Below are 23,408 nucleotides of genomic sequence, written 5' to 3'. Positions count from 1 at the left end.
GTGTGACCAAACCTCTTGGCTAGAAGCGCCGCCGTGGCCCAGACCGCACCTCGCAGGTTCAGCGTGTTTGACCGCAGGTCGTGGCCCGAGGCCCGCCGGATCGCCGCCATCCTGCGCCGGGAGGTCATCGGTGGCGCGCTGCTGCTCGCCGCCACGGTTCTGGCCCCGGGGTGGGCGAACTCGCCGTGGTCAGAGTCGTACCAGTCGATGCTGTCCCACCGGGTCAGCTTGCCCTGGCAGCACCTGAACCTCAACCTGGCCAGGTGGGCCGCCGACGGGCCCGCCGCCGAGGACCGGCCGGCGATGGCCCCGGCCCTTCAGTTGCGGTGGTGCGCGGTCATGGGCAGGCCGTCACGGGGGCGCAACGTGACGAGCGGTTGTGGGACGATCTCGACGCCCGCGATCGGCTCGAACGACCAGTGACGGCTGATCGCGGCCAAGGCGAGAACCCCCTCGGCGTGGGCGAACGTGTTGCCGATGCACTGGCGCGGCCCGCCGCCGAACGGAAAGTAGGAGTAGCGCGGCTGGTTGGGCGGAGCCGCGCCGACGCCGCTGGCCGGGCCCAGCCAGCGGGTCGGGTCGAAGCGCTCCGGGTCCGGCCACCAGCGTTCGTCGCGGTGCACCACCCACTGGCTGAACAGCAGCGTCGAACCGGCCGGCAGCAGGTAGCCGCCGACGTCGCGGTCCTCGGTCAGATGGCGGCCCATCGCCCACACCGGCGGGTAGAGCCGCATCGATTCGCGTAGCACCGCGTCCGTGTAGGGCAGCCGGGGCAGGTCGTCCATCGCCGGGATCCGGTCGGCCAGGGCCGAGTCGAGTTCGGCGTGCATCCGGGCCGCCACCTCCGCGTTGCCGCCCAGCAGGTGGAAGGTCCANCTCAGCGCGTTGGCCGTCGTCTCGTGTCCAGCCAGCATGATCGTCAGGGCCTCGTCGTGCACCTCCTCGTCGGCCATGCCGGCGCCGGTGTCGGCGTCGCGGGTGGACAGCAGGAGCGACAGGAGATCGTCGCCGCCTGCGCCGGCCCTGCGCCGGTCCTCGATCAGGTCGTAGACGACCCGGTCGAGCGATTCGCGCGCGGCGCGCCGCCGCCGGGGCCCGGGCAGCGGGAGCCGTTCGAACGTCTCAAACCCCGGCATCCGGGCCGACCTGGCGGCCGGCATGTTCGCGCTGATCGCGGTACGCACGACGGCGATCACCTCGCTGTCGAGGTCGACGCCGAACAGAGTGCGGGCGACGATCGCCAACGTCATCTCGGTCATCTCGGCATGGACGTCGAGCCNCAGGCCGTCACGCCAGGTGGCGGCGGTTTCGTTGGCGATGCGGGCGAACGTCTCGCCGTATCNGGCGATGCGCTCGCGGTGGAACAGAGGCTGCATCAGTCGGCGCTGCCGGCGGTGGACCTCGCCGGACGAGGTGAGCAGGCCCTGTCCGAGTAGCATCGCCAACGGCTGGACCACGGTCTCGTTCGACCCGAACCCGCGCCGTACCGCGCCCTTGGCGTGGGTGCGGTTCGACCCGACGAGCCCGTCGCCGATCGCGATCGGGTCCGCGACCAGGAACGCCGAGACCGGCCGGGAACTCAGGCGCACGACCGGGCCGTACTCGCGGCGCAGGCGGGTCAGGCCGGCCAGTGGATCGGCGCGTATCAGACGCATCGCCGAGAGCGGGCCGCCGGCGGGCCCGGGCACCTCCTCGGCCGGTCGGGGGCCGGTGTCCCGCGAGTCGGGGAAGATCGGGATAGCGGTCATCGGAACCTTTCCTGGTTGGCATGGTGGCCTGGTGGCCGGTCGGCCGGTCGGCGGGCTCATCCGAGCAGGACGATCAAGGCGACGAGGACGCTGATTTTTACAACGAGCAGCATGTCGGCGGCGCGATCGTCGACATGGCGGATGTTGACCGTTTCCAGTACCCGCGGCACCGCCACCCGCATCTGTGACCACATCAGGACGACCGCGCCGGCGCCGACGCAGGCGACAGCGATCTGTGCTCGCAGCGACCCCGGGGCGTACACGCCGGTGATCGCCGTCGCCACCACCAGCGCGAACACCTTGATCGCCACGAACTGCGCGAGCGTGGACCGCGACCGCAGCAGGACGGCGGCCAGCATGGCCGACAGGGCCAGGGTGACAAGCGCCGTCGCGGCCGTGTGCGGGTACACCTCGACCTTGGCCAGTCCCGAAACGTGGAGACGGGCAGCAGCCTGGTTGACCGGAATCAGCCGCAACAAGCCGACCGTGGCTGCGGCGAGCGCCGCCTCGCTGCCCCGCAGGACGAGCAGGGCGGCCGGAACGAGAAGCAGCCGCCGGCCCACGACGGCCAGAGCGAAGGCGCGCCCGCCCGCCGCCAGGCCGGAGCCGGAGTCGTCGACGCGGCCGGCAGCGGCGGTATGTGTGTCCGAGCGGGCCATGTCAGGCACCTCCGCACGACGGGTGGGCGACCGTCTGCTGGTCGAATGTGACGCCACTGATCGACATCTGGACCCGCACGCCCTGCCCGCTCGACGTGACGGCATCGAGGTGCGCGCCGAACGGAAGACCACCGAGCGATCTCACGCCGCCGCCGGCGGCTCCGGGGGCGGCGACTGCGCTGGCGGTGGTTCCGGTGGCGGTTGTCCGCGCGGTGGCACCGCCGCCCACGTCCAGGCCGCCGGCACCGGCACTGATCAGATTGCGCAGCGTCCCGTACGGGACCGTCGCGCCTAGCGTCGCGGACCCGATCGCGAGTTTCGCCCCGCCGCCCGAGCCGACCAGGCCGGCCATCGGGGGGAGCCGCAGATCGCGCAGGTCGATCGTCACAGCGACCAGCCGCGCCCTCGGGCCGGCTGCGCCCGCCGTGACCCGTGCCGACGAAACCTGCCCGGTAGCCACCTCGGTCAGGAACGGGAATCCGCCGACGTGCACCGTAACGCCGTCACTCAGCATCCCCAGGCAGGCCAGCCGGGTGGCCAGTCGGTGCTCGACGACCCGGACGAGCAGGCGGTCGGTCACCACCAGGACGGTGGCGGCCAGCACGACCACGCCGACCACCAGCCGGAACCGGTGGCCCGGCGGGCGGGCCGGCGCGGGAAGCTCTACGGTGTAGNCCGACATGGGACCAGCAGACCGCGCCAACACTCGAGTTCGATGTCAGCCACATCGGCGTTCCGTCTGCCATCTGCCCGACCGACGCCGCGGTGAGCATGACCGTGGCCGGCGAGTGGCGGACCCTCCACGCGGAGGCTGCTCGTCGAGATGGGCCAGGTGCAGCAGGTCGTCCACGAGCGCGCTCATCCGTCGGGTCTCTTCCTGAATCCGACGCAGCGCGGCGCCCGCCCCTGACGGCGGAACCGCACCCTGCCGCAGCAGGTCGATGTAGCCCCAGACCGACGCCCGGGGGGTCTCGCGCCGGGCACCGACCGCGGCCCCCGTGATGGCGATGGTCGTGGTGGTGGTGCTCGCGTTCGCCGCAGCCGGGATGGTGCTGGTGGGCCGGGTTGTCTCGACCGGTTCGTCGACCGCGTGGGCCGGCGCACCCGGCGCGGGGACTACCGCCCCTGGGCCGTCGGGCGGCGCGACGGGCCTGGCGGGTACGGCCACCGGCGGAACACCGGCCGGCGGCACACCCGGACAACCGTCCGACCGGCGGCCGATTCGATCTGATCTACTCTGCCGGCGACTGGCACGTCCCCGACTACGTCACCGCGACCGCCGCCCGCGCCGGGCCGCTCGAACCCTGCACCGCGACACCGAACCCTTCCTGCGCACCGGGAACGCGGGTGTCGGGCCGGGCGGAGCCGAACCGCTCGTCGATGCCGAGGGGAACTGGTGGCTCGCCTTTCTTCACACGTAGAACCGGAAAGATCCCNCATCCTCGCCCCACGCCGGCCGCCAACTTGTCCTGGCCCCGCTGCCACCGTCGGGCCGGCCAGCCATGTACGCCGCACCCCACGTGCGCATCGGCCGCACGGTGACCGGACTCGATGCGGCTGGGTGGATGCGCGGATCGACGCCCTCCGCGCCGGCCGGCTGACGGATCAGCCGGCACAGGCCCAGCTGATCGAGCCAGCGAGGGTGGGTCCGGCGGTCGTGCTCGCGCTGAACGACATGGAGCCACCCGCCGAGGTGATGTCGACGGTCGCTGGGACCGCGTCGATCGCGTAATGGCCGGAATCCGGCGCGACGACGGACACCGTGATCACAGCCGGGTAGCTGCCAGACCCGTTGTAGNCGATGACCCGGACGCTCTGCGACACCGTCCTGCCGTTGACGGTCGTGGTCCCGGACTCGACGTAGCGCCGCGCAGTGGACTGGCAGCTGACAGCCGTGGAGGCATGGCCAGCAACAGCGACCGGAGAGGTGATGTCGACGGCCAGGGACCCAGGACCGCCTGCGCCCGCACTTCCCGGTGGCATGGATGACCGCGTCGGGGCGGCACTGGCGACGACCGCGGCGTCTGCCGCAGTCGGAAAGGTCGTCGCAGTCGCAGTCGCAGGCTGCGCTGTCGAGGCGGTGGCGGCTCGACAGGCGGTGGCCCCAAGCCCGATGAGGAGGGTCATCGCGAGCGCCAGCAAACACCGGAAGGACCGCGGGAGTTGCCAGCCGGCGGATCGCCTGTCGTCGTCCGCCGTGACGCCCCATTGGACGGTCTGATCTCGTTGGTCCACTCGGTTTCCTTCCAAGAACGGCGTTGTCCGGGTCGATCGTGTGCTGGTGGTGCTGTCAGCGAGGAACCGTGCTGCGATCCTCGAGCCTTGTCCTGGTCCGGGGACTGCCGGTCAGCCGGCCGGTGCCGGGACGACCGGCCGAGCGACGGCGCCGGAAGGTGCGGAGTGGTGAGAGGACGAGCTGCCGGTCGGTGTGCGGGCGCATCAGCCGCCTTTCGCTGGTTCCTGGTGGAAAAACGCCGGCCGCTGTCAATCGAGCCGTCCGGGTTCCTCGCGAGGTCGCTGCGAACCCCAGAGCGCGCCGTTCGGAGGACGGTCGGCATGAGGAACATCTCGTCGTCGCGCATCGTCACCGACCAGAGCGCGGCGGAGTCCAACCTTCTCCAAGCCTCGATGGGACCTGCCTCCAGTCCGACATCCACACTCCCGTCCTCGGTCAACTCCGTCCGCGGCAGTCTTTGACGCGATCGTGTGAAAGGCATGTGNCCGCGGCCGGAAAGAACCCAACGGAGAGAAAAGAACCTAGCGGGAAAAGGTGACCTGTCCGGTCAGGTGACCGCAGTGGGCGCCCCGGCTGTCAGACATCCCATGTTTTTAGATGTCAAGCGGCGGCGTCGAGTGTGACGGTCTGTGGCCAGGCGGTTGCCTCGTTGTAGGGGGTCCGGGTCTTGAGGCAGCCGTGGAGGATGCCGACGAGGCGGTTGGCGAGCTGGCGTAGGGCGGCGTGGTGGCCGGTGCCGCGGGCGCGCAGCGTGTCGTAGTAGGCGCGGGCGCCGGGTGAGGCGTTCAGCGCGCAGAAGGCCTGCTGGTGCAGGGCGTCGGCGAGCCGGTCATTACGCGCGTAGCGGGCCATCACGACGGTCTTCTTCCCGGAGGCGCGGGTGATCGGGCTGGTCCCGGCGTAGTTCTTGCGGGCCTTTGCGTGGGCGTAGCGCTTCGGGTCGTCTCCGAACTCGGCGAGCACCCGGGCGGCGAGGACCGTTCCCAGTCCGGGCTGGGACCGGTAGATCTCAGCGTCCGGGTGCTGGCCAAAATGGGCCTCGACCTGCTCCCCGAGCCGGTCGATCTCGGCGTTGAGCGTGCCGATCAGCCCGACCTGGGCGCGCACGACCGCGCCGTAGGCGGCGGCGGTGGCCGGGCGAACGGGCGGCTGGGCGGCCTGGAACGCGGCCCGGATCTTCCGTGATTTCTCGGCGATGTCGCGGCGGCGGGCCCGCTTCAGAGCGGCCGAGAGCTGCGCGACGGTCAGCCGCCGCGCCGCGGCCGGGGTCGGGGCCTTGCCGAGCAGTTCCAACGTGTCGGCGGCGTCGAGGTCGTCGAACGCGGCGAGCGTGGCCGGGAACGACTCGACGAGCGCGGCGCGCAGCCGCTGGACCTGACGGGTCCGGTCCCAGACGAGGGTCTGGTGCGACCGGGCCACGATCTTCACCGCGTCAGCCAGGTCGCTGTCGCCGGCGACCGGGCGCAGCTGGTGACGGTCGGTACGGACCATATCCGCCAGCGCGTGCGCGTCACCGGCGTCGCTCTTGGCACCCGAAGTCGAGTACCGCTCCCGATAGCGGGCCGCCTGCACCGGGTTGACCGCGATCACCTGGTAACCCGCCGCGACCAGCGCCGACACCCACGGCCCCCTGTCCGTCTCGATCCCGACCACCACCTGGTCCGGGCCGGCGTCCTCGGCCAGGTGCGCGCCGACGAGCTCGTGCAGCCGGGTGATCCCGGCCAGCCCCTCTGGCAGCCTCGCCTTCGCGAGGCGCCGGCCGGTGGCGTCCTGCACCTCCACATCGTGATGATCTTCCGCCCAGTCGTCCCCGACGAACAGCACCCAGGCCTCCCCACGCTCCGGCAGCAGGACCGGCAGCCCACGGGAGATCCACCACGCCCTAATGGTCAAGTGCTCACGCACGATCACGGGCANGACATCCCATCGGTGGTCCGCTCTCCCGACCACCGGCAGGGGCACGATCTGACACAAGGACTCGAACTTCAGTCCAGGCGGCGAGAGTGCTCACCTACCGGCGGCTACCGGCACCGAGCCTGCCCTACGGCGACCCGGTAGCTCCCATTAGGCGGCTTCGACGCCTGGTTCGGCGGCTGGTTGTGGTGTGGCGGTGACCTGTTAGCCGAGCGAGGTGACTTGGCTGATCAGGCGCTGGGCTTGGCGGGCGGGGTCGCGGCGTCGGGTGAAGTAGTCGGCGCCGGGGGTCGCCGCGTTCCTGATGACATGGCCTGGGCCCGTCATCGCATGACCATCGACATCATGTTCTCCGGCCCGGCAGGAGGTCCCGGCTCCCGGATCGTCCCTGGCGACAGGGGGACAGCGTTGAAAGCGGCGGGCGCCGCAGACAGGCGAGAACGCTGTCGGACGGCGGCCTCTCCGGAGCCGTGGACAATATCCCCTACGTTATCCCCCACGTCGCCATGGCCCCGATCACCGCGGTTCTGGTCGCCGATGTTCATGGCCTCGCCACTGGCGTCACGTTCGTGCTACCTGTGGCTGCNCTGTTTCGTCTCCTTCGCCTGAACTCCTCACTGCCCGCCCACATCGCCGCCTGNGGCACCTCGGCTCCTCGGGTGGATGACAATCGGGATGATCATGAAGAGAGAAGTTGCGGTGAGGNCGGCGACTGCCAGGCGGGGTCCGACGGTACCGGTCGCGAGGTGCAGGGCGAGCGTGACCATGGCGACGCCAATGGCTGTTCCCAGGCTTCGGGTCATGTTGACCAGTCCGCCGCCGGCGCCTGTGGCGTGGGCGGGTATACCGCTCATGATCATGGTGTTGTTGGCGGGGGNGTAGAGNCCAAGGCCGAGTCCCAGCATCATGAGCAGCGGGATCAGCCAGGGTGTGGCCAGCGGCGCGGCGAGCATGGCGGCGAGAGCGGCCATGCAGGTGACGGCGCCGACAACGCAGCAGCGGNGGTCGGTCCACCGGCCGGGCAGGACCGCGCCAGCGCCGCTGGCGGCGATGGCGAAGCCGGCGGGGAGGGCGGTGAGGACCAGGCCCGCCCATAGGGGGGAGATGCCGTGGCCGACGAGGACGATGGGCACGAGAACGAGCGGCCCGAACAGGATGAGGTAGCCGCACAGCGCGCCGAGTAGACCAAAACCGAGAGCACCGGCGCGCAGCAGGCGCAGGTCGATCAGAGGTTCGGCCGTGCGACGTTCGCGGAGAACCAGACCGTAGGCCGCCAGGGGGGTGAGTGCGGTGAGCGCGGCGGTGGCCGCGAGGGGCAGGTTCAGGCCGGAGACGGCGGAGACGGCCAGCAGCAGGGCAGTCGTGCTGGTAGCGAGGAGGGCCAGACCAGCCCAGTCGAAGCGGGCCGGTCGGGCGCNCTGGTGGGTGCGGGGTAGCAGGTAGTAACCGGCGATGAGAGCGATGACGCCGATGGGGACGTTGATGCCGAAGACCCAGCGCCAGCCGATGGTGGTGACCAGTAGGCCGCCGATGGTGGGTCCCAGCGCAAGACCGAGGGCTTGGGCGGCGGCCTGGACGCCGAGGGCGGCGCGCATGCGGGGGCGGGGGGCGCTGGTGGTTACGAGGGCGACGCTGTTCGCCTGCAGCATCGCGGCGCCGACGGCCTGGACGACCCGGAAGCCGATGAGGACGGTGAGGGTGGGGGCCAGGCCGCAGGCCGCGGACGCGGCGGTGAAGACGAGGAATCCGTAGAGGTAGAACAGCTTGCGGCCGTGGGTGTCGGAAAGCCGGCCGACCGGGACGAGCAGGGCGACGAGGGTGAGCAGATAGTCCAGGGACACCCATTCGACGGCAGCGAGAGGGGCGTGGAACTGGGTGCGCAGCGGCCCGTAGGTGAGGGTCACGATGCTGGCATCGAGCTGCCCCATGAACGCGCCGAAGCAGACCGTGGCGACAGNCAGCCACCAGCCAGCCGGATGCTCGCGGACCGTGCGGGGACGCGCGTTCTCGCGGGTGAGNAGGTGCACCAGCGTGCACTGGTGTCCCGGGATGNGTACGCCGGAACTCATCGTGGCTCGCTCCTTCGGAGACGGACGTCGCCTGTCCAGGGCACCNCCAGAACCTCTGTATCAGATTATCTCTATTACAGACACAATAGGTTGGCGTGCGGACGGNCGCCAGTCGGCCGCCGGATCGCCGGACGCGGAGACGGACGCCATGGGGGCCGGCATGGCGGCGTGCTGGCTGGGACAGCTACCCCTCCGTGGCACCCACCGAAGGCGAGTGACGACCTGCGCGGGGCCCGTGAACAGCCTGCGTTCCCGAGGCGGCACGTCACGCCCAGCCTGGAAGGCTGCCGCAGCCCCGCCGGACACGGCCGGCGCCGCGCTGCCGTACCTCCCGCCGCCCCGCGTCAACGNCCAGGTGAGCCCGACGGCCTGCCTCGTTCACCTGGCCGGCTCCGGGCTGTCAGAGCCACCGCTACGTAGGATCGGCGTCATGCCGTCGGCGGAACCGCCTGTGAACAGACAGGCATTTCCTCCCGGCAGGCCGGACCCCGCCTCCGCGGAGTGGATACGAACCCTCGGCGGCGCCGGAGCGGAACGAGACCAGGCGCTGGCTCGGCTGCACGCGCTGCTGCTGCGCGTCGCCCGCGCCGAGATACATCGCCGTGGCGGTCAGTTACGGATCACCGGCCCGGAACTCGACGATCTCGCCCACCAGGCGGCGGCCGACGCACTGCTGGCGATCACCGGCAAACTCGACCAGTTCCGTGGCGAGAGCCGGTTCACGACCTGGGCCTACAAGTTTGTGATCTTCGAGATCTCCAGCAAGATCGGTAGGCACTTCTGGCAGCACCCCACGGCGCCCGTCGCGCTCGATGCCGAGGACTGGGAACGGCTGCCCGACCGGTTCGGGATGGGCCCGGCCGATCAGGCCCAGTGGCAGAGTCTGATCACAGCGCTGCGCCGGGCCGTCGAGGACGATCTGACCGAGCGGCAGCGGCGGGTGTTCGTCGCGATCGTGCTCAACGGCGTGCCACTCGACGCTCTGGCGCTCCAGCTGGGATCGAGCCGTAACGCGATCTACAAAACGATGTTCGACGCGCGACGTAAGCTGCGGGCCGCACTCGCGGCCAACGGGTACCTGATCACCTCCGGTGATGCAGCGGTAGCAGCTGCCGCTGACGGGGATGCAGGGGGGCGAGCATGACCGGCTGGTCGGAGCTGGACCGGTTCCTACGCACCGATCCCCGCGACGTCGGTTGCGAGCAGGCGATGCGTGTTCTGCACGTGTACGTCGAACTGGTTCTGGCCGACGGCGCCGACGAGGCGGCGCGGCGCTGCCCCGGGGTCGCGGCGCACCTGAGCGCGTGCGGACCCTGCAGCGACGATTTCCAGGGTCTGCTGGCCGCGGCCGGACTCAGCACCTGAACCGCCGCGCGCCCTCGCCCTCGCCGCAGCAGCCAACCAGCCACATCGACTCCGGCCCTCCCCACCGGCCCGGTACCGCGCTCCGGCTGAACTTTTCTGGTCGACGCAGGTAAGAACCGGCCCGTTCCCGAGGCTCATTCGTCGAAGGAGTTCCATCGCCGACAGCCANGACCTCACAGGATCGGGAGCCGGACCATGACGACTGCCACCACCACCATCACCGACCGCGTCGCGGAGATGCACGCCACGATGGCCACCCAGCCGGCGAACGAGACCATGGGCGCCTTCGGTCGGGAGCGCGCCGAGCTGGCCACCGCTGGGCTTCCCGCCGGGATCGCGCCGGTCGGCACCGTCGTCACCGACGCGGCCCTACTCGACCCACACGGCGCCGCGATCACCCTGTACGCCGCGACCGGCACCGGGCCGGCGGTGCTGGCGTTCTACCGGGGTGCCTGGTGCCCCTACTGCAACATCACCCTGGCCACCTACCAGGCTCAGCTGCTACCCCAGTTGACGCATCGCGGCATCACCCTCGTCGCGATCAGCCCGCAAGCGCCGGACGGGTCGCTGTCCATGCAGGACAAGAACCACCTNGCTTTCACGGTTACCTCCGATCCTGGCAACAGCATCGCCGGACAGCTCGGCATCCTCACCGCGCCATCGAGAGACGCCCGCGCGGCCCAGCTGCAACTAGGCCTGGACCTGACGATGGTGAACGCCGACGCCACGGTCACCCTGCCGATGCCGACCACAGTGATCCTGGACGCCGATCATGTGCTCCGCTGGATCGACGTCCACCCCGACTACAGCACCCGCTCCGAACCCCGACAGATCCTCGATGCCCTCGACCAGCTCGCCCTCTGACCGCCGACGCGCTCACCACACCATCCGCGGAACAGAGAGGCAGGCGATCACGGCGCGACTGGGAATCGTCGCGCTACCCGACGCCCAACCCGGCAAAGGCGATGAGCTCGCCGCGTCCGCGCGGGATGAGTCCGCGACCGCGGCGGCCCCGCGCCGGCCTACCAGCGCCGGACTGCTCATTCTTGTGCTCACGACGACAGGCGACTATCCATGATCCCCATTCCCGATGGGATTCGAGTGCTGCTCGATGCGCCCAACTACGTGCACCTTTCCACCCTGCGCGCCGACGGCNCCCCCCGGAACCAGGTCGTGTGGGTCGGCGTCGAGAGCGATCACATACTCGTCTGCACCTCCGACCGGAGCTGGAAGGCCATGGACATGCGCCGTGACCCCCGGGTGGGNCTGTCCGTCGTCGATCTCCTCAATCCCTATCGCATGGCCACGCTGAAGGGCCGTGGTGTCGACGAACGCCCCGACGAGGGCTGCCGCTACATGGATCCGATCAGCGTGAAGTACACCAACATGCCCTTCCCGAGCCGCGGCCGTGACCGCGTCTGTTTCGTGATCGCGGTCGAAAAAGCCAGCCAGCACACGCTCAGCTTCACCCATCACCCGGGCTGAAAGCGCGCACCGCCAGCCCGAGGCCGCGGTAAGCTGCTCATCCTTGAATAGCAGCTGACCGCGGTTCGTATCCTCCCGGGTTCGAGACCCGTCATCAGGGTGGGGGACCGCTCCGATCTCCGATCGGGCGGTGTTCACCGCGGTGGTCTACGTGCTGACCGCGGGCTGTGCCTGGCGGCATCTGCCGGGCGAGTTCGGGGCACCTCACCGGCCGCCACCGGCCCCCATCACTGTTCGGCGCTGCGCTGGGTATGTGGGCGGGCAGCCNCATCCTTCGGCCACTCGCCGACCAATGCGAGTCCTGTTGTTCTCACGCGCCGTTTTCCCGCGAGCCAGGTGTCCACTTACTGGCCGACGGTCGATTGCTCAACGTGTTGCCGACCGGCGCGGATCTTGACGATCTCCTTCTCCGCGTCCGTCCGCGCCTCTTCTTCGGTCCTATATCCGGGGCACCTCATTCTGCTTCGTGTATCTGGCGGTAGACACGGTTACGGAGGCGAAGCACCACGGCGGCCAGCAGGGCGGCGAGCAGGGAACCGGTCAGGACGGCAATCTTGACATGGTCGTCGCGTTCACTGCNGGTGCCGAAGGCCAGTTCGCCNATGAGCAGAGAGACGGTGAACCCGATACCGGCGAGGACCGCCAGGCCGACGACGTCGACCCAGGCCAGCCCGTCGTCGAGGGTGGCGCGGGTGAAGCGGGCCACCAGGTAGGTGGCGGTCATGATTCCCAGCGGCTTTCCGACGACGAGGCCGATGACGATGCCGACGGCGGCGCGGTCGGAGAGGGCGTGGGTCAGTCCGTTCAGGCCGCCGAGGGTGACCCCGGCGGAGAAGAACGCGAAGACCGGTACCGCCACTGCGGCGGAGAGGGGCCGCCAGCGGTGCTCGAAGTGCTCGGCCAGCCCCGGGCCTGCATCGGGCCCGCCGGCCCGCTGGCTGCGTAGTACCGGCACGGCGAAGCCCAGCAGCACGCCGGCGACGGTGGCGTGGACGCCGGAGGCGTGGACCAGTGTCCAGGTGGCGGCGGCAAGGGGCAGCAGGAGCCACCATGAGCGCACCCGGCGTTGCACCAGCAGGGTGAACACCGCCAGCGGCACCAGGGCGCCCAGCAGCGGGAGGACTGAGAGGTGGCGGGTGTAGACGACGGCGATGATGACGATGGCGAGCAGGTCGTCGACGACCGCGAGGGTGAGCAGGAACGTGCGTAGCGCGGAAGGCAGATGCCGGCCGATGNCCGCGAGCACGGCCAGGGCGAAGGCGATGTCGGTGGCGGTCGGGATCGCCCAGCCGCGCGACGCGCCGCCGCCGAGGTTGATCAGCGTGTAGAGGATGGCCGGGACGGCGACGCCACCGAGCGCGGCGACGACCGGGACGNCGGCCCGCCGAGGGTCGCGGAGATCTCCGGCGACGAACTCGCGTTTGAGTTCCAGGCCGNCGACGAAGAAGAAGATTGCCAGCAGGCCGTCGGCGGCCCACTGGGCCAGGGTGAGGTTCAGGTGCGCCCAGGACGGGCCGAGCTGGTAGGACAGCATCGACTGGTAGGAGTCCGACCACGGTGAGTTCGCCCAGGCGAGGGCCAGGACCGTGGCGGTGAGCAGCAGCGCGCCACCGATGGTCTCCCTGCGCAGGATCGCGGCGATGCGGCGGGTCTCGGGCCACGACCCGCGGTCGAACAGGTTGAACCGGCGAGGCGGGGTCTGGCTCATGGCGGGGCTCCTAGCCGAGGGGTCAGGTCACACGCTGCCGACCAGACTTCCCGGCGCACCACTACTTCCTACCGTAGTCGGATCGAAGAGGACATGCGCGCTGCCGCAGTCGAAAGTGCCGGACGGACACAGGCCCGCTCCGACATCGTCGGCCGGTGACGTCCAAGGGCGCCGCACCGAATCCGATCGTGCCCTGCCCGTCGCGTGGGGGCCATCCCACGCGAACCCGGAAATGACCCAAATCAACCCTTACGTTAGCGTCTTCCTCTCGGTGCGGTTTCGTCGAGACATGGGCGGGACGACGCAGGCCGCTGTCGATCAAGGGGGGTGTTCGGTCGTGGGGACTGCACGGGAGGCCGCGGGGCGCAGTGCGGCCCCGCCGGGGTGGCGTCGGCCGCCGTCGACGAAGCCGGAGCCNCCGGCACTGACCGGGCTGTGGGGGGTCGCCGCGGTCATGGTGTTCCTTCTGATGGTGGATCCAGGCCGGCATCTGCGGGGGTGTGGCCGACGCCGCCGGTCGCGGCTCGTGTCACTGTCGCTGCTGCTGATCATCGGGCTGCTGGCCGCGGGACTCGGGGCCTGTTCCCGCTCGCCGGAGCCGAAGCCGGCGGGAGTGCACTGGGTATCCGGCACCAACGGCAACTACCCGGCCGACGTGAACGCCTGGGGTACGTTCACCGGCCGCGAGATCGGGGTTGCGGTCGTCTTCACCAGCCGTAAGGACTGGTACAACCTCGTCTCGGCGGACTGGCCGACGGCGGCCTTCGCCGGGGACAAGTTCCCCGGCGAACTGTCGATCGCGCAACCGCCGTTCCCCGAGGACGGCGACGAGGCCACCTGCGCCAGTGGCGCCTACGACGACTACTGGCGCACCTTCGGCACCACGCTGACGAAATTTGGTCGAGGCGGCGCCTACGTCCGCCTCGGATGGGAGTTCAACGGCGCCTTCAACTACTGGCACGTGCGCAATGTCGAGACCTGGAAGACGTGCTTCCGTCGAACGGTGACCGCGATCCGGTCGACCGCACCGAAGGTCAAGATCGACTGGAACATGAACGCCCACACCGACACGCTGCCCGGCAGCGGGCAGGACGTGTGGGATGCCTATCCCGGCGACCAGTACGTCGACGTCGTCAGCATCGACTCCTACGACTTCTATCCCCCGTCGACCGACGAGGAGAGCTGGGACCGGCAGTGCCACCAGCGGTCCGGACTGTGCACGGTGATCCAGTTCGCCCGTGCTCACGGCAAGAAGTTCGCCGTCCCGGAGTGGGGGGTGGCCTGGTCGAACGGCGGCGGGAAGGACAACCCCTTCTACATCAGCAAGATGCACGAGACGTTCGTGGCGAATGCCGCGCATCTGGNCTACGAGGCCTACTACAACAACTCCGAGCCGGCGAACGTCCGGTCATCGCTCTACCGGCCGGACCTGAACCCGAAATCTTCGAAGCGCTACCTGGAGCTGTTCGGCGCTCGCTGACCCGTGGGCCCGCCGATCGGAGCTCGGGCGACGGTCGTCGGAAGCGGGAGTGTCCAACGTACGTTGACCGTAACGGTTCGCGACTCTGGCAGGCTGTACGGCTATGGGAACGGCGGCCCCGGCATCGGACGGCACAAGCGGTCCACCGGCAGCGGTGGACTTCTTCATCTCGTACACAGGCGCGGATGAGGCGTGGGCGACGTGGGCGGCGGAGGTNCTGGAGGCCGAGGGCCGATCGGTGACGGTGCAGGTGTGGGACTCCCCCGCGGGGGAGAACTTCGTGACCTGGATCAGTGTTCAGATGGACGCCGCGGGCCGGACGGTCGCGCTCTGCTCGGAGGCGTACTTCACCTCGCACTGGTGCACCCAGGAGTGGACCGGAGCCCTGGCCGGGCACAAAATCATCCCGTTACGCGTCACCGACTGCCCGATCCCGAGCGTGCTGTCCACGATCGGCTACCGGGACCTGCACGGCGTTGACGAGGCGACCGCCCGGCGCCGGCTGGTGGAGGCGGTCGGTCTGGCCCGCCCGACCCGCAGGTCTGACGGCTTCCCCGGCGGTACCGTGGCCGGGCCGCGGAGCGGGGCGGGGGCGGTGTTCCCGGGGCAGACGCCCGAGGNTTGGAAGGTGCCGGGACGTAACCGTCATTTCACCGGCCGAGAGGCCCACCTTGATCNGATCCGCCGGGAACTGGCTGCGGGACCGGTGGCGGTGACCGCGCTGCACGGCATGGGCGGGGTGGGCAAGACCCAGCTGGCCGTCGAGTACGCCCACCGACATGCCGGCGACTACCGGCTGGTGTGGTGGGTCGACGCGGAACGGACCGCGCTGCTGGCCGAGAAGTTCGCTGCCCTGGCCGGACCGTTGAACCTGCCGTCGGACGGGCCGCTACCCGACGTCGCGGNCGGGGTGCTGGCCGCGTTGGGCCGGCAACAGAGATGGCTGCTTGTCTTCGACAACGCCGAAGAACCTGCCGCGCTGCGTTCCTGGTTTCCAGCCGGCCTCGGGCACATCCTGATCACCTCTCGTAATCCGGCCTGGGACGCCCTGGCCGCGACCGTCGAGGTGGACCTGCTCCCCCGGGCCGAGTCGACTGCCCTGCTGACCCGGCGGCTACCCTCACTGGACGTTGCGGTAGCGGACGGGCTGGCAGCGGAGTTGGGTGATCTGCCNTTGGCGCTGGCACAGGCGGCGGGCTATCTCACTCGCACACAGCTGCCTGCCGCCGACTACCTGGACCGTTTCCGCCGGCGGCGGCAGGCGTTCCTCGGGAAGGGCGACGACCCGTTGTATGCCGGGCGGATCGACACCTGCTGGTCGGTCTCTCTGGAGCGGCTGACGACCGAGGCGCCGGCCGCGGTGCAGCTGCTCGAGCTGTGCGCCCTGCTTGCCCCGGAACACATCCCGATGGGCCTGCTCGGACAGCCCGACCTGCTCGAACCGCCGCTGTCCGGCATCGTCGCGGGCGATGATCCCGGCGTCGACCTCGACGACACGATCGCCGCCCTCCTGGACTACTCGCTGGCGCGCCGCATCGGGGACGGCCTCGTCGTCCACCGTCTGGTCCAGACGGTCGTCGCCGGCCAGCTCACCTCCACCCGCCGCACCCGCGTGGGCGACATGCTGGGCCGCCTGCTGGGCACCGCCGTCCCCGATGATGCCGAGGACCCGGCGGCCTGGCCGGCCTGGGCAGCCCTCGGCCCCCACCTGCTACACGCCCAGGCCGGGCTGATCGGCGTCGACGACCCGCACCGGCTACGCCACGCCGCCGACCTGTTCTGCTGGCACCTGTACGTCCGCGGGGAGTACCGCGCTGCCCGTCAGATCGCCGGCCGGCTGTATCAGCAGAATCTCGCCGACCTCGGCCCCGATCACCACGACACCCTGGAAACCGCTACCACCCTCGCCGCCGTCCATGCCGCTCTCGGCGACCACCAAGCTGCCCGGACGTTGGACGAGGACGCCTGGTTTCGGCGCCGGCGGATCCTCGGCGATGACCATCGGCACACGCTGGTGTCGGCGGGAAACCTTGCCATCCGGCTGGCCGCCCTCGGCGACGCGCAGGGCGCGTCGGAACTGGAGAGGGACACCTGGTTGCGGCGCCGGCGGATCCTCGGCGACGACCACCCCAACACCCTGGCCACCGCGTCCAATCTCGCCATCCGGCTGGCGGAACTCGGTGACCTGCGGGGCGCCCGGGACCTGGCCGAGGACATCCTGGACCGGCGTCGGCGGATTCTCGGCAGCGACCACCCCGACGCCCTGCAGTCCGCGAACAACCTTGCCGTTCGGCTGNCCGCCGTCGGCGACCTGACGGGCGCGCGGGTGTTGGACAAGGACACTTTGGACCGCCGTCGGCGGGTCCTCGGCGAGGACCATCCCCATACCCTGGCCTCCGCGTTCAACCTTGCCGTCCGGCTGGCCGCCCTCGGCGACCCGCAGCGTGCTCGCGATCTTGCGGAGGACACGCTGAGGCGCTGGCGGCGAGTGCTCGGCGAAGAGCATCCCGACACGCGCCAAACAGCCCGGCTGCTGGCAAGCCTGTCTGACCGGATCGAATGCAGGTGACAGAACCCCACGCGGCGGGTGGCCCCCGCCGCTGATCACATTGCCGTTCCGCCACCGGTAGGGCCACGAGGGACGCGCGGGCTCGGCGCCGCTGGCAGACTGCCGCTGCTCGGGGCCCGTCGCAGTGCCTTGTCAGGCGATCGTAAGGAGCGGACGCGGGTTCTCGCCGGGAGGTTGCGAGGTGAGGGAGGGTGATGCGGTGGTGAGGGCGGAGGTGCGGGAGGGCGGATAGATGGCGGCGAGTATCGACTGGTGGGTGATCCATCCGATGGCCTTTTCACCGCTGNCGTCGAGGACGGGGAGGCAGTGGGAGTCGGTGGTGGTGAGGGCGTGCAGGGCGGCGGCGAGGCTGGTGGCGGCGCTGACCTTGGGCGGGCGGACGGAGAGGTCGCCGACCGTCCGCGGCATCGTGCCCAGAGCTGGGTCGGGGACGNCCTCGCTGTGGGAGACGGTGCTGTCGAGGGCGGTGGCGACGGCGTGCGCGGTGACGACGCCCTGATAGCAGTCCTGATCGTCGGTGAGGGGGAGAGCTGCATGTGGGGATCGGGCGAGGGCCTCGGCGGCCTGGGTGAGGCTGGTGGAGGCCGAGATCGCCGGGGGTGCGGGGTGCATGGCCCGGGTCGCGGGGATGGCGCGCAGGCGGCGTGTCTCGTGGGAGGCGGTGAGGTCGATGCCGCGGCGGGTCAGTTTCAGGGTGTAGACGGTGTCGTGGCCGAGTAGCCGGCTGATCAGGGTGGCGATGACGACGGCGGTCATCAGCGGAAGGATGATCGTGTACTCGCCGGTGAGCTCGAAGAGGATGAGGACGGCGGTGATGGGGGCACGGGCGGCGCCGGCGAAGACCGCACCCATGCCGACCAGGGCGTAGGCGCCGACGGGGGCGACGAGCCCGGGGGCGACGTCGTGGGCGAGCGTGCCGAAGGCGGCGCCGGTCGCGGCGCCGATGAACAGGGAGGGGGCGAAGACGCCGCCGGAGCCGCCGATGCCGATCGTCAGACTGGTCGCGATGATCTTGCCGCCGATGAGGATGAGCAGGAACCACAGGGCGTACCCGCCGTGGACGGTGCGTTCGAGGACGGGGTAGCCGACGCCGTACATCTGGGGCAGGGCGAGCAGGACGGCGCCGAGGAGCAGGCCGCCTACGGCGGGGCGGAGCCATTCGGGCCAGCGCCAGGCCCAGTCGCAGAAGTCCTCGATGAGGTAGAGCAGGCGGGTGAACAGCACACCGACCAGGCCGGCGAGCGCTCCGAGCAGTAGGAACAGCAGGTATTCGCCGCCGTGTCGGAGTTCGAAGGCGGGCAGGGTGAGGAACGGGGCGGTGCCGAAGGCGGCGCGTCCGATGATGCTGGCGGTGACGGACGACAGGACGACGACGCCGAACGCCTCGGCGGTGAACGACCGCAGGATGACTTCGAGGGCGAAGAGGACTCCGGCGATGGGGGCGTTGAAGGTGGCGGCGATGCCACCGGCGGCGCCGCAGGCGACGAGGATCGGCAGTCGATGGTGGGCGACCCGGACGAGCTGGCCGAGGGTGGAGCCGAGGGCGGCGCCGATCTGCACGATGGGGCCTTCTCGGCCGACGGAGCCGCCGGTGCCGATGCAGAGCGCGGAGGCCAGGGATTTGACGGCGGAGACGCGGGGTGCGATGCGGCCGTCGCGTTCGGCGACGGCGTACATCACTTCGGGTACGCCGTGGCCNCGGGCCTCGCGGGCGAACCGGTGGATCAGCGGGCCGTAGACGCATCCGCCGAGGACGGGTACCAGCAGCAGGAACCAGTAGCCCAGGCCGGGGACGTGCGGGTTGGGTAGACGGCCGCCGACCGAGCAGTCGGCCCGGCCGCAGAACACCTCGGTGAAGATTTTGATCAACCAGCGGAAGGCCACCGCGCCGAGCCCGACCCCGGCACCGATGACCACCGCCAGGCCGGCCAGGCCGGCTCCCGCCCGTTGCGAACCGAGGTCCACGGCTACCGCCCACCGGGCCACGGCCGATCTGGAGCGTTGCCACATGTGTACGTCGTCCAAAGGTCGTAGGAGTGGTCCTGTCAGTAGGGGTGGTCCTGTCAGGGGAACCAGCGGACCAGCGGCAGACGCTGGCGACGGTGCACGGGACGCGCTCTCGCTGGGGGCGGCGGTGCCGACGGTGGGACGACGCCGACCCGGGTGTCGGCGGTGACCCGCGGGCCGCCGCAGGCCGGGCACGCAATCCCGCTTGTCGGCGCGGGCATCGGTATCCCGTACTGCTCGTAGAACTCGAACTGGGTGCCGTCGAGGTCCTGCCATCGCCGCACCTGGTACTCCCGGCACCACCACGCCTGGCAGCGCCGGCACGTGAATCGGAAACGGGCCGCCTCGACCGTTNCCTGCAATGCCATCGCGTTGCCTCCCTCGAGGGTGCGGCCGAGGATCGACGGGGCCAGCCGATCACGTGCGGGGCGGGCCCGCGTAGCCCCGTCACATATTTGCATAGTACAAAAGTTGCTGTGAGCGTGCTTGCCTCGCGCGGAGTGGACCATGGCTTGCTGCGCACGGGAGAACGGTGACCTGGCGCGTGCGCCGGATGATCCCGCCCCGACGACCCCGATCCACGGTCGGCCGGGCGGGANGACCCCGCCTGATGTTTCCGGGTCCGCCGTCGACGAGGTCGTACGAGACCGGTTTCGCTCAGCTGTGGGTGTCGAGGCTGGCGAGCCAGTCGTTGTACGCCTNCCAGCTCGCCTCGTCGTCGTCGATGTCGACCTGCCGTGGCCGGGCACCCGGACCCGCGGCAAGCGGGGAGGTACGGGCGGGTTCGTGGCCGGTGTGGACGGCGAAGGTGGCCGTGNGGGCCCGTTCCGTCCAGCCGGTGCGGGCCCGGCGCACCACCTCGGGTTTGCGGGTCCATGCCCGGAACACCAGAACGATCATCAACGCCATGATTCCGTCGCCGGCGACCCACATGACGCCGCCGCCGGTCTGGGTGTCCAGCAGGGGGCTGCTGCCCCAGGTATGCGGGGCCATCGCGATCGGCGTCCGGGCCTGNAGCAAAACCAGCCCGACGAAGGTGTCAACCCCCATCGACAGCACGAGCAGCGCGAGCCGGCCGGGCATGGACAACCGCCACCGGATCGNCTCGTCCCCGAACAGCAGCACGAAGAACTGGTAGCCGGCGGCGAGATAGAGCAGGTGCTCGAGCTGGCCGAGCCAGGGCCGGGTCATCACCGCGCCCATGAACCCGGTGAGGTGGGTTCCCACGATGATGATCGTGTAGNAGGTGAACGCAGCCGGCGGGGAGAGCAGGACGCCGACCGGCCGGGAGCGAACCGCTGTGCGGACTCGGCCGTGTAGCGGGTTACCGGTGCTGTGTAGCAGGAGGGTGAGTGGCCGGCTGGCGACGAACAGCGGCGGAGCCACCATGATCAGCATCAGGTGCTGAGCCATGTGCATGCTGAACAGCGTCTCGTCGTAGACGCCGACGGCACTGCTGGTGGCCAGGACGACGACCCCGGTGCTGGCCAGGAACGCCCCGGTGCGAGGCCACGGCCAGGGCCGGGCCGGGTGCCGCGCGCGGACCCGGGCGACTCCCCACAGATACAGCACGGTGAAGGGCAGCAGGTAGGCCAGTGCGACCGCGTCGAGCTGCCAGGCGTCGAGCAGACGGCCCGGGCCGAAGGGAGGCAGCGCNTCGCTCTGGCCCCAGCGACACCAGGAGACCGGCAACACAGGCGTGCCCGGCCTGCGGCGGGTCATCCAGAGGACCGTCACCGGCACGACGAGCGCCACCAGCGCCACCGTGCCGGCCGTTACCGGCAGCGCGGCACCGCTGAGCAGCGGGCCGGCACGGCCAGGGCGCCGGCCGGCATCACTCGGCTCGGCCCGGCGGCTCAGCGTCCCGGGCTCGGATGGCTCCACGTGCTTGGCCGACGCAGCCGGATCAGTGGTGTGCTGGGCATCCCCTGTCATGACCCCGCCGGGAGACGCCGGATCGGACGGTCCATCCGCGGACGACGACCCTTCCTGGTCCTCGCCGCACCGGATCCGCCACCCACGTCCACCATGCCCCCCAAGGGCAGAATTTGATCTCTCGCACGGCTACATGCATTCATGGCAACTATTGTATAGTGCAAGTATTGGCCGGCGCGGAGGTGTCGGGCCGTCGATCGGGCGGCGCCACACGTCGCCTCGGGCCCGCCGTCGGCCCCGCATGCTCACGCCCCAGGTGCGCCGGTTCCCCTGAGCCGCATCGCCGCTCCAGACAGCGGCCCCCGGAGAACTTCAGCCATGACCCCGGCCGTCACATCGCTTCTCCCGACCGGGTTCGGCCGGGACGCGTGGTCCATCCGACGACTCGGGAGTGAGGCAGAGATCTTCGATTTTGCGGACCAGTTCCAGGAAGNCGTCGAAATCGTCGGGTTTCGCGACGAAGACAATCATGGAATCCGGCGGGCCATGGGGCACCTCCACCATGCCGGGCGCCGTCAGGACGATCGTGGGGATCCCTCGCACGTCGAGCACCGCCTGAGCCCAAGCCACGAGGCCCCCACCGTCCGCACCCGGCGCGTGAAGATCCAGAAGGATGGCATCCGGCGGTATCGCAAGGCCCCGCAGGAAGTCGAAGGCGCGCTTGCTGTCCGGGCACACGTGAAGATCCCAGTCCCGCCCACGGTCACGCAGCGCCTCTCGTAACAGTGCGGCGTCAATCGTGTCTTCATCGATGAGCAGTAGCCGCCGGCGCCGTGCCTGCTGGTGATCGTGGCTCACGTCTCTCCCGATGTCAGGTCTCTGCCGGCCTCGGACGCGCCGATGACCGCCGGCAGNGGATACGCGACAGGGCGGACTCCTCCCTGCCGATCAGCGCCTCGGCCCCGACCGGCACGACCAGACGCGAGACGGCTGGGCGCACACACCGGACGTCGCCCCGGTGATCGCGCCGACGAAACGGGAGGGTGCAAAGACCCCGCCAGACCCGCCGATACCGATGGTCGGACTGGTAGCGACGATCTTGATCGGCAGGGCCCGCCCGGCGAGGCTGGCGCACACGCAGCACAGGACCACGACTCCGAACGCCTCCGCCGTGAAGGACGCCGGGATCAGCTCACGGGCGAACACCACTCCGGCAAGCGGCGCGTCGATGGCCGCGGCGATCCCGCCCGCGACCCCACAGGCGACGAGGACGGGCAGCCGCTCGGTCCCGACCCGAGCGAGCTGTCCGAGCCCGGAGCCGAATGCGGACCCGATCTGGCCGCACGCTCGATCCAAGCCTGGAAGCCACCCNTGACCTCGCTCATCGCGTCAACCCACACACATTTGCATGATACAAGAGTTGCCGTCGACGATCGACATTGTGGTGTCCTGGTCGACACACTGGTCGCGGCGCACGGTAAAACGGTGGCATGACCGGGACACCGGATGCCTCCACTCCCCCGTCCGGCAGCCCGGACGGGGGAGTGGACGAGGTCACCGACGCCGTCCTCACGGCGTCCCGCCTGCTGGTGGCGGTCTCTGCCCGTTCGCTGACGGCCGTTGGAGAAGACGTCACCCTGCCCCAGTTCCGGATGCTCGTAGTTCTCGCGAGCCGCGGCGCGCTGCGCGCCGGTGAACTCGCAGACCTCCTCGCCGTCCATCCCTCCACCGCCNCCCGCATGGCCGACCGCCTCGTCGCCGCCGACCTGATCGACCGCCTCGGCAACCCGGAGAACCGAAGAGAGGTCATCGTTCAGCTCACGGCGACCGGCCAGCAGCTCGTCGACGACGTGACCCGCCGCCGCCGATCCGAGATCGCGGCAATCGTCGAGAGGATGGACCCCCACCTGCGCGGCAGCCTGGTCGCGGCACTACGCGCCTTCGCGCGGGCGGGCGGCGAACCGGGCGTCGACTCCAGCCGCGACNCCAGCGCCCTAGGCTGGAGCTGACCCGGACCCGCGCGGGCCGCCCCGCCAGGGCCCATGACGTTAACCTTCGGCCGCACTACGGGGCCTGGTAGAGAACGCGTCGAGGAAGAGGTCATGGCTGCGCAGGAGTCGGCCGGGTGGTCCCCATCCGCTGCCCAGAATGAGGTCGGCGTCGAGGACGAGGTCGTCGACGCTGTACTGAGTGCCTCCCNCGCACTGGTCGCCGTCGCGGCCCGATCACTCGCCGAGGTCGGTGAGGATGTCACACTTCCGCAGTACCGGCTCCTCGTCGTTCTCGCGTCCCN

11 protein-coding genes and 26 pseudogenes are annotated in these 23,408 nt (G+C 70.3%); 15 read left to right on the top strand and 22 right to left on the bottom strand.

Going from position 1 to position 23,408, the window contains the following annotated elements; translation table 11 throughout:
• The first annotated feature begins 33 nt into the window (after positions 1-33).
• A complete protein-coding gene (locus UK94_RS51895) occupies positions 34-423 on the top strand; it encodes a Na+/H+ antiporter NhaA (protein ID WP_308203130.1) in 390 nt (129 codons plus the stop codon).
• Here UK94_RS51895 and UK94_RS51890 read toward each other — a convergent pair.
• The 12 genes and pseudogenes from UK94_RS51890 to UK94_RS51850 form a co-directional block, all read right to left on the bottom strand.
• A pseudogene (locus UK94_RS51890) lies at positions 318-875 on the bottom strand (cytochrome P450); the annotation flags it as partial. The gene UK94_RS51895 and the pseudogene UK94_RS51890 sit on opposite strands and share 106 nt — an antisense overlap.
• Before the next feature lies 1 nt (position 876).
• A pseudogene (locus tag UK94_RS51885) lies at positions 877-1,279 on the bottom strand (cytochrome P450); the annotation flags it as partial.
• A 1-nt stretch (position 1,280) separates the two neighbouring features.
• A pseudogene (locus UK94_RS51880) lies at positions 1,281-1,342 on the bottom strand (hypothetical protein); the annotation flags it as partial.
• 1 nt (position 1,343) lies between these two features.
• A pseudogene (locus UK94_RS51875) lies at positions 1,344-1,748 on the bottom strand (cytochrome P450); the annotation flags it as partial.
• A gap of 56 nt (positions 1,749-1,804) precedes the next feature.
• Positions 1,805-2,407 (bottom strand): hypothetical protein, encoded by a 603-nt coding sequence (locus UK94_RS14210; RefSeq protein ID WP_055750221.1) that lies wholly within the window; start codon positions 2,405-2,407, stop codon positions 1,805-1,807.
• Positions 2,408-3,212: 805 nt separating this feature from the next.
• Positions 3,213-3,377 (bottom strand): annotated as a pseudogene (locus UK94_RS51870) (histidine kinase dimerization/phospho-acceptor domain-containing protein); the annotation flags it as partial.
• 1,866 nt (positions 3,378-5,243) lie between these two features.
• On the bottom strand, positions 5,244-6,467 hold the full coding sequence (locus UK94_RS14195; protein ID WP_055750315.1) for an IS110 family transposase: 1,224 nt from the start codon (positions 6,465-6,467) through the stop codon (positions 5,244-5,246).
• Positions 6,468-6,761: 294 nt separating this feature from the next.
• Positions 6,762-6,884, bottom strand: a complete 123-nt coding sequence (locus tag UK94_RS73825) for a hypothetical protein (RefSeq protein ID WP_256790017.1) — start codon at positions 6,882-6,884, stop codon at positions 6,762-6,764.
• Between the two features lie 379 nt (positions 6,885-7,263).
• Positions 7,264-7,434 (bottom strand): annotated as a pseudogene (locus UK94_RS51865) (MFS transporter); the annotation flags it as partial.
• A gap of 8 nt (positions 7,435-7,442) precedes the next feature.
• Positions 7,443-7,559: pseudogene (locus UK94_RS51860) on the bottom strand (hypothetical protein); the annotation flags it as partial.
• Position 7,560: 1 nt separating this feature from the next.
• Positions 7,561-7,876, bottom strand: a pseudogene (locus tag UK94_RS51855) (MFS transporter); the annotation flags it as partial.
• A 99-nt stretch (positions 7,877-7,975) separates the two neighbouring features.
• A pseudogene (locus tag UK94_RS51850) lies at positions 7,976-8,514 on the bottom strand (MFS transporter); the annotation flags it as partial.
• A gap of 563 nt (positions 8,515-9,077) precedes the next feature.
• Between UK94_RS51850 and UK94_RS14185 the strand changes: the two are divergent.
• The 4 genes and pseudogenes from UK94_RS14185 to UK94_RS51840 form a co-directional block, all read left to right on the top strand.
• Positions 9,078-9,770, top strand: a complete 693-nt coding sequence (locus tag UK94_RS14185; RefSeq protein ID WP_055750217.1) for a sigma-70 family RNA polymerase sigma factor — start codon at positions 9,078-9,080, stop codon at positions 9,768-9,770.
• Positions 9,767-9,991 (top strand): hypothetical protein, encoded by a 225-nt coding sequence (locus UK94_RS14180; protein WP_055750216.1) that lies wholly within the window; start codon positions 9,767-9,769, stop codon positions 9,989-9,991. The genes UK94_RS14185 and UK94_RS14180 overlap by 4 nt, the downstream gene beginning before the upstream one ends.
• Positions 9,992-10,585: 594 nt before the next feature.
• Positions 10,586-10,855: pseudogene (locus UK94_RS51845) on the top strand (hypothetical protein); the annotation flags it as partial.
• A 402-nt stretch (positions 10,856-11,257) separates the two neighbouring features.
• The coding region (locus tag UK94_RS51840) for a hypothetical protein (RefSeq protein ID WP_235487895.1) at positions 11,258-11,476 on the top strand (219 nt) is incomplete at its 5' end.
• 454 nt (positions 11,477-11,930) lie between these two features.
• On the opposite strand, the pseudogene UK94_RS51835 reads toward UK94_RS51840, so the two are convergent.
• The 5 genes and pseudogenes from UK94_RS51835 to UK94_RS51810 form a co-directional block, all read right to left on the bottom strand.
• A pseudogene (locus UK94_RS51835) lies at positions 11,931-12,055 on the bottom strand (hypothetical protein); the annotation flags it as partial.
• A gap of 23 nt (positions 12,056-12,078) precedes the next feature.
• Positions 12,079-12,711, bottom strand: a pseudogene (locus tag UK94_RS51825) (Na+/H+ antiporter NhaA); the annotation flags it as partial.
• A gap of 1 nt (position 12,712) precedes the next feature.
• Positions 12,713-12,852, bottom strand: a pseudogene (locus UK94_RS51820) (Na+/H+ antiporter NhaA); the annotation flags it as partial.
• 1 nt (position 12,853) lies between these two features.
• Positions 12,854-12,912, bottom strand: a pseudogene (locus UK94_RS51815) (hypothetical protein); the annotation flags it as partial.
• Between the two features lies 1 nt (position 12,913).
• The coding region (locus tag UK94_RS51810; RefSeq protein WP_235487894.1) for a Na+/H+ antiporter NhaA at positions 12,914-13,184 on the bottom strand (271 nt) is incomplete at its 3' end.
• A 1,583-nt stretch (positions 13,185-14,767) separates the two neighbouring features.
• Between UK94_RS51810 and UK94_RS73820 the strand changes: the two are divergent.
• From UK94_RS73820 to UK94_RS51785, 7 genes and pseudogenes are all read left to right on the top strand, one after another.
• Positions 14,768-14,880 (top strand): annotated as a pseudogene (locus UK94_RS73820) (toll/interleukin-1 receptor domain-containing protein); the annotation flags it as partial.
• Position 14,881: 1 nt separating this feature from the next.
• Positions 14,882-15,284, top strand: a pseudogene (locus UK94_RS51805) (toll/interleukin-1 receptor domain-containing protein); the annotation flags it as partial.
• Between the two features lie 8 nt (positions 15,285-15,292).
• Positions 15,293-15,341 (top strand): annotated as a pseudogene (locus UK94_RS73815) (hypothetical protein); the annotation flags it as partial.
• A gap of 1 nt (position 15,342) precedes the next feature.
• Positions 15,343-15,569, top strand: a pseudogene (locus UK94_RS51800) (ATP-binding protein); the annotation flags it as partial.
• Position 15,570: 1 nt separating this feature from the next.
• Positions 15,571-15,837: pseudogene (locus tag UK94_RS51795) on the top strand (ATP-binding protein); the annotation flags it as partial.
• A 1-nt stretch (position 15,838) separates the two neighbouring features.
• Positions 15,839-16,960: pseudogene (locus UK94_RS51790) on the top strand (tetratricopeptide repeat protein); the annotation flags it as partial.
• Position 16,961: 1 nt separating this feature from the next.
• Positions 16,962-17,233: tetratricopeptide repeat protein (locus UK94_RS51785; RefSeq protein ID WP_235487892.1), on the top strand; the 272-nt coding region annotated here is incomplete at its 5' end.
• A 132-nt stretch (positions 17,234-17,365) separates the two neighbouring features.
• On the opposite strand, the pseudogene UK94_RS73810 reads toward UK94_RS51785, so the two are convergent.
• The 5 genes and pseudogenes from UK94_RS73810 to UK94_RS14130 form a co-directional block, all read right to left on the bottom strand.
• Positions 17,366-17,519 (bottom strand): annotated as a pseudogene (locus tag UK94_RS73810) (hypothetical protein); the annotation flags it as partial.
• Position 17,520: 1 nt separating this feature from the next.
• A partial coding sequence (locus UK94_RS51780; protein ID WP_235487967.1) for a hypothetical protein occupies positions 17,521-17,641 on the bottom strand: 121 nt, incomplete at its 3' end.
• 26 nt (positions 17,642-17,667) lie between these two features.
• Positions 17,668-18,931, bottom strand: a pseudogene (locus UK94_RS14150) (chloride channel protein); the annotation flags it as partial.
• A 1-nt stretch (position 18,932) separates the two neighbouring features.
• Positions 18,933-19,243, bottom strand: a pseudogene (locus tag UK94_RS73805) (chloride channel protein); the annotation flags it as partial.
• Positions 19,244-22,063: 2,820 nt separating this feature from the next.
• The gene (locus UK94_RS14130) at positions 22,064-22,471 is read right to left on the bottom strand and encodes a chloride channel protein (RefSeq protein ID WP_055750208.1); all 408 of its coding nucleotides are present in this window, start codon (positions 22,469-22,471) and stop codon (positions 22,064-22,066) included.
• Between the two features lie 134 nt (positions 22,472-22,605).
• Between UK94_RS14130 and UK94_RS73800 the strand changes: the two are divergent.
• The 3 pseudogenes from UK94_RS73800 to UK94_RS73795 all read left to right on the top strand — a co-directional run.
• Positions 22,606-22,848: pseudogene (locus UK94_RS73800) on the top strand (MarR family transcriptional regulator); the annotation flags it as partial.
• 1 nt (position 22,849) lies between these two features.
• A pseudogene (locus tag UK94_RS51770) lies at positions 22,850-23,100 on the top strand (MarR family transcriptional regulator); the annotation flags it as partial.
• A 219-nt stretch (positions 23,101-23,319) separates the two neighbouring features.
• Positions 23,320-23,407: pseudogene (locus tag UK94_RS73795) on the top strand (MarR family transcriptional regulator); the annotation flags it as partial.
• Position 23,408: the final 1 nt, after the last annotated feature.

This window comes from Frankia sp. AvcI1 (assembly GCF_001420875.1).
GTDB classification, from domain to species: Bacteria; Actinomycetota; Actinomycetes; order Frankiales; family Frankiaceae; genus Frankia; species Frankia alni.
This window is presented reverse-complemented; position numbering and strand designations above follow the sequence as displayed.

Coding starts and splice junctions, on each gene's coding strand:
- UK94_RS14210 (WP_055750221.1), bottom strand. CDS start 2,407: ATGGCCCGCTCGGACACACATACCGCCGCTGCCGGCCGCGTCGACGAC.
- UK94_RS14180 (WP_055750216.1), top strand. CDS start 9,767: ATGACCGGCTGGTCGGAGCTGGACCGGTTCCTACGCACCGATCCCCGC.
- UK94_RS73825 (WP_256790017.1), bottom strand. CDS start 6,884: ATGACGGGCCCAGGCCATGTCATCAGGAACGCGGCGACCCCCGGCGCC.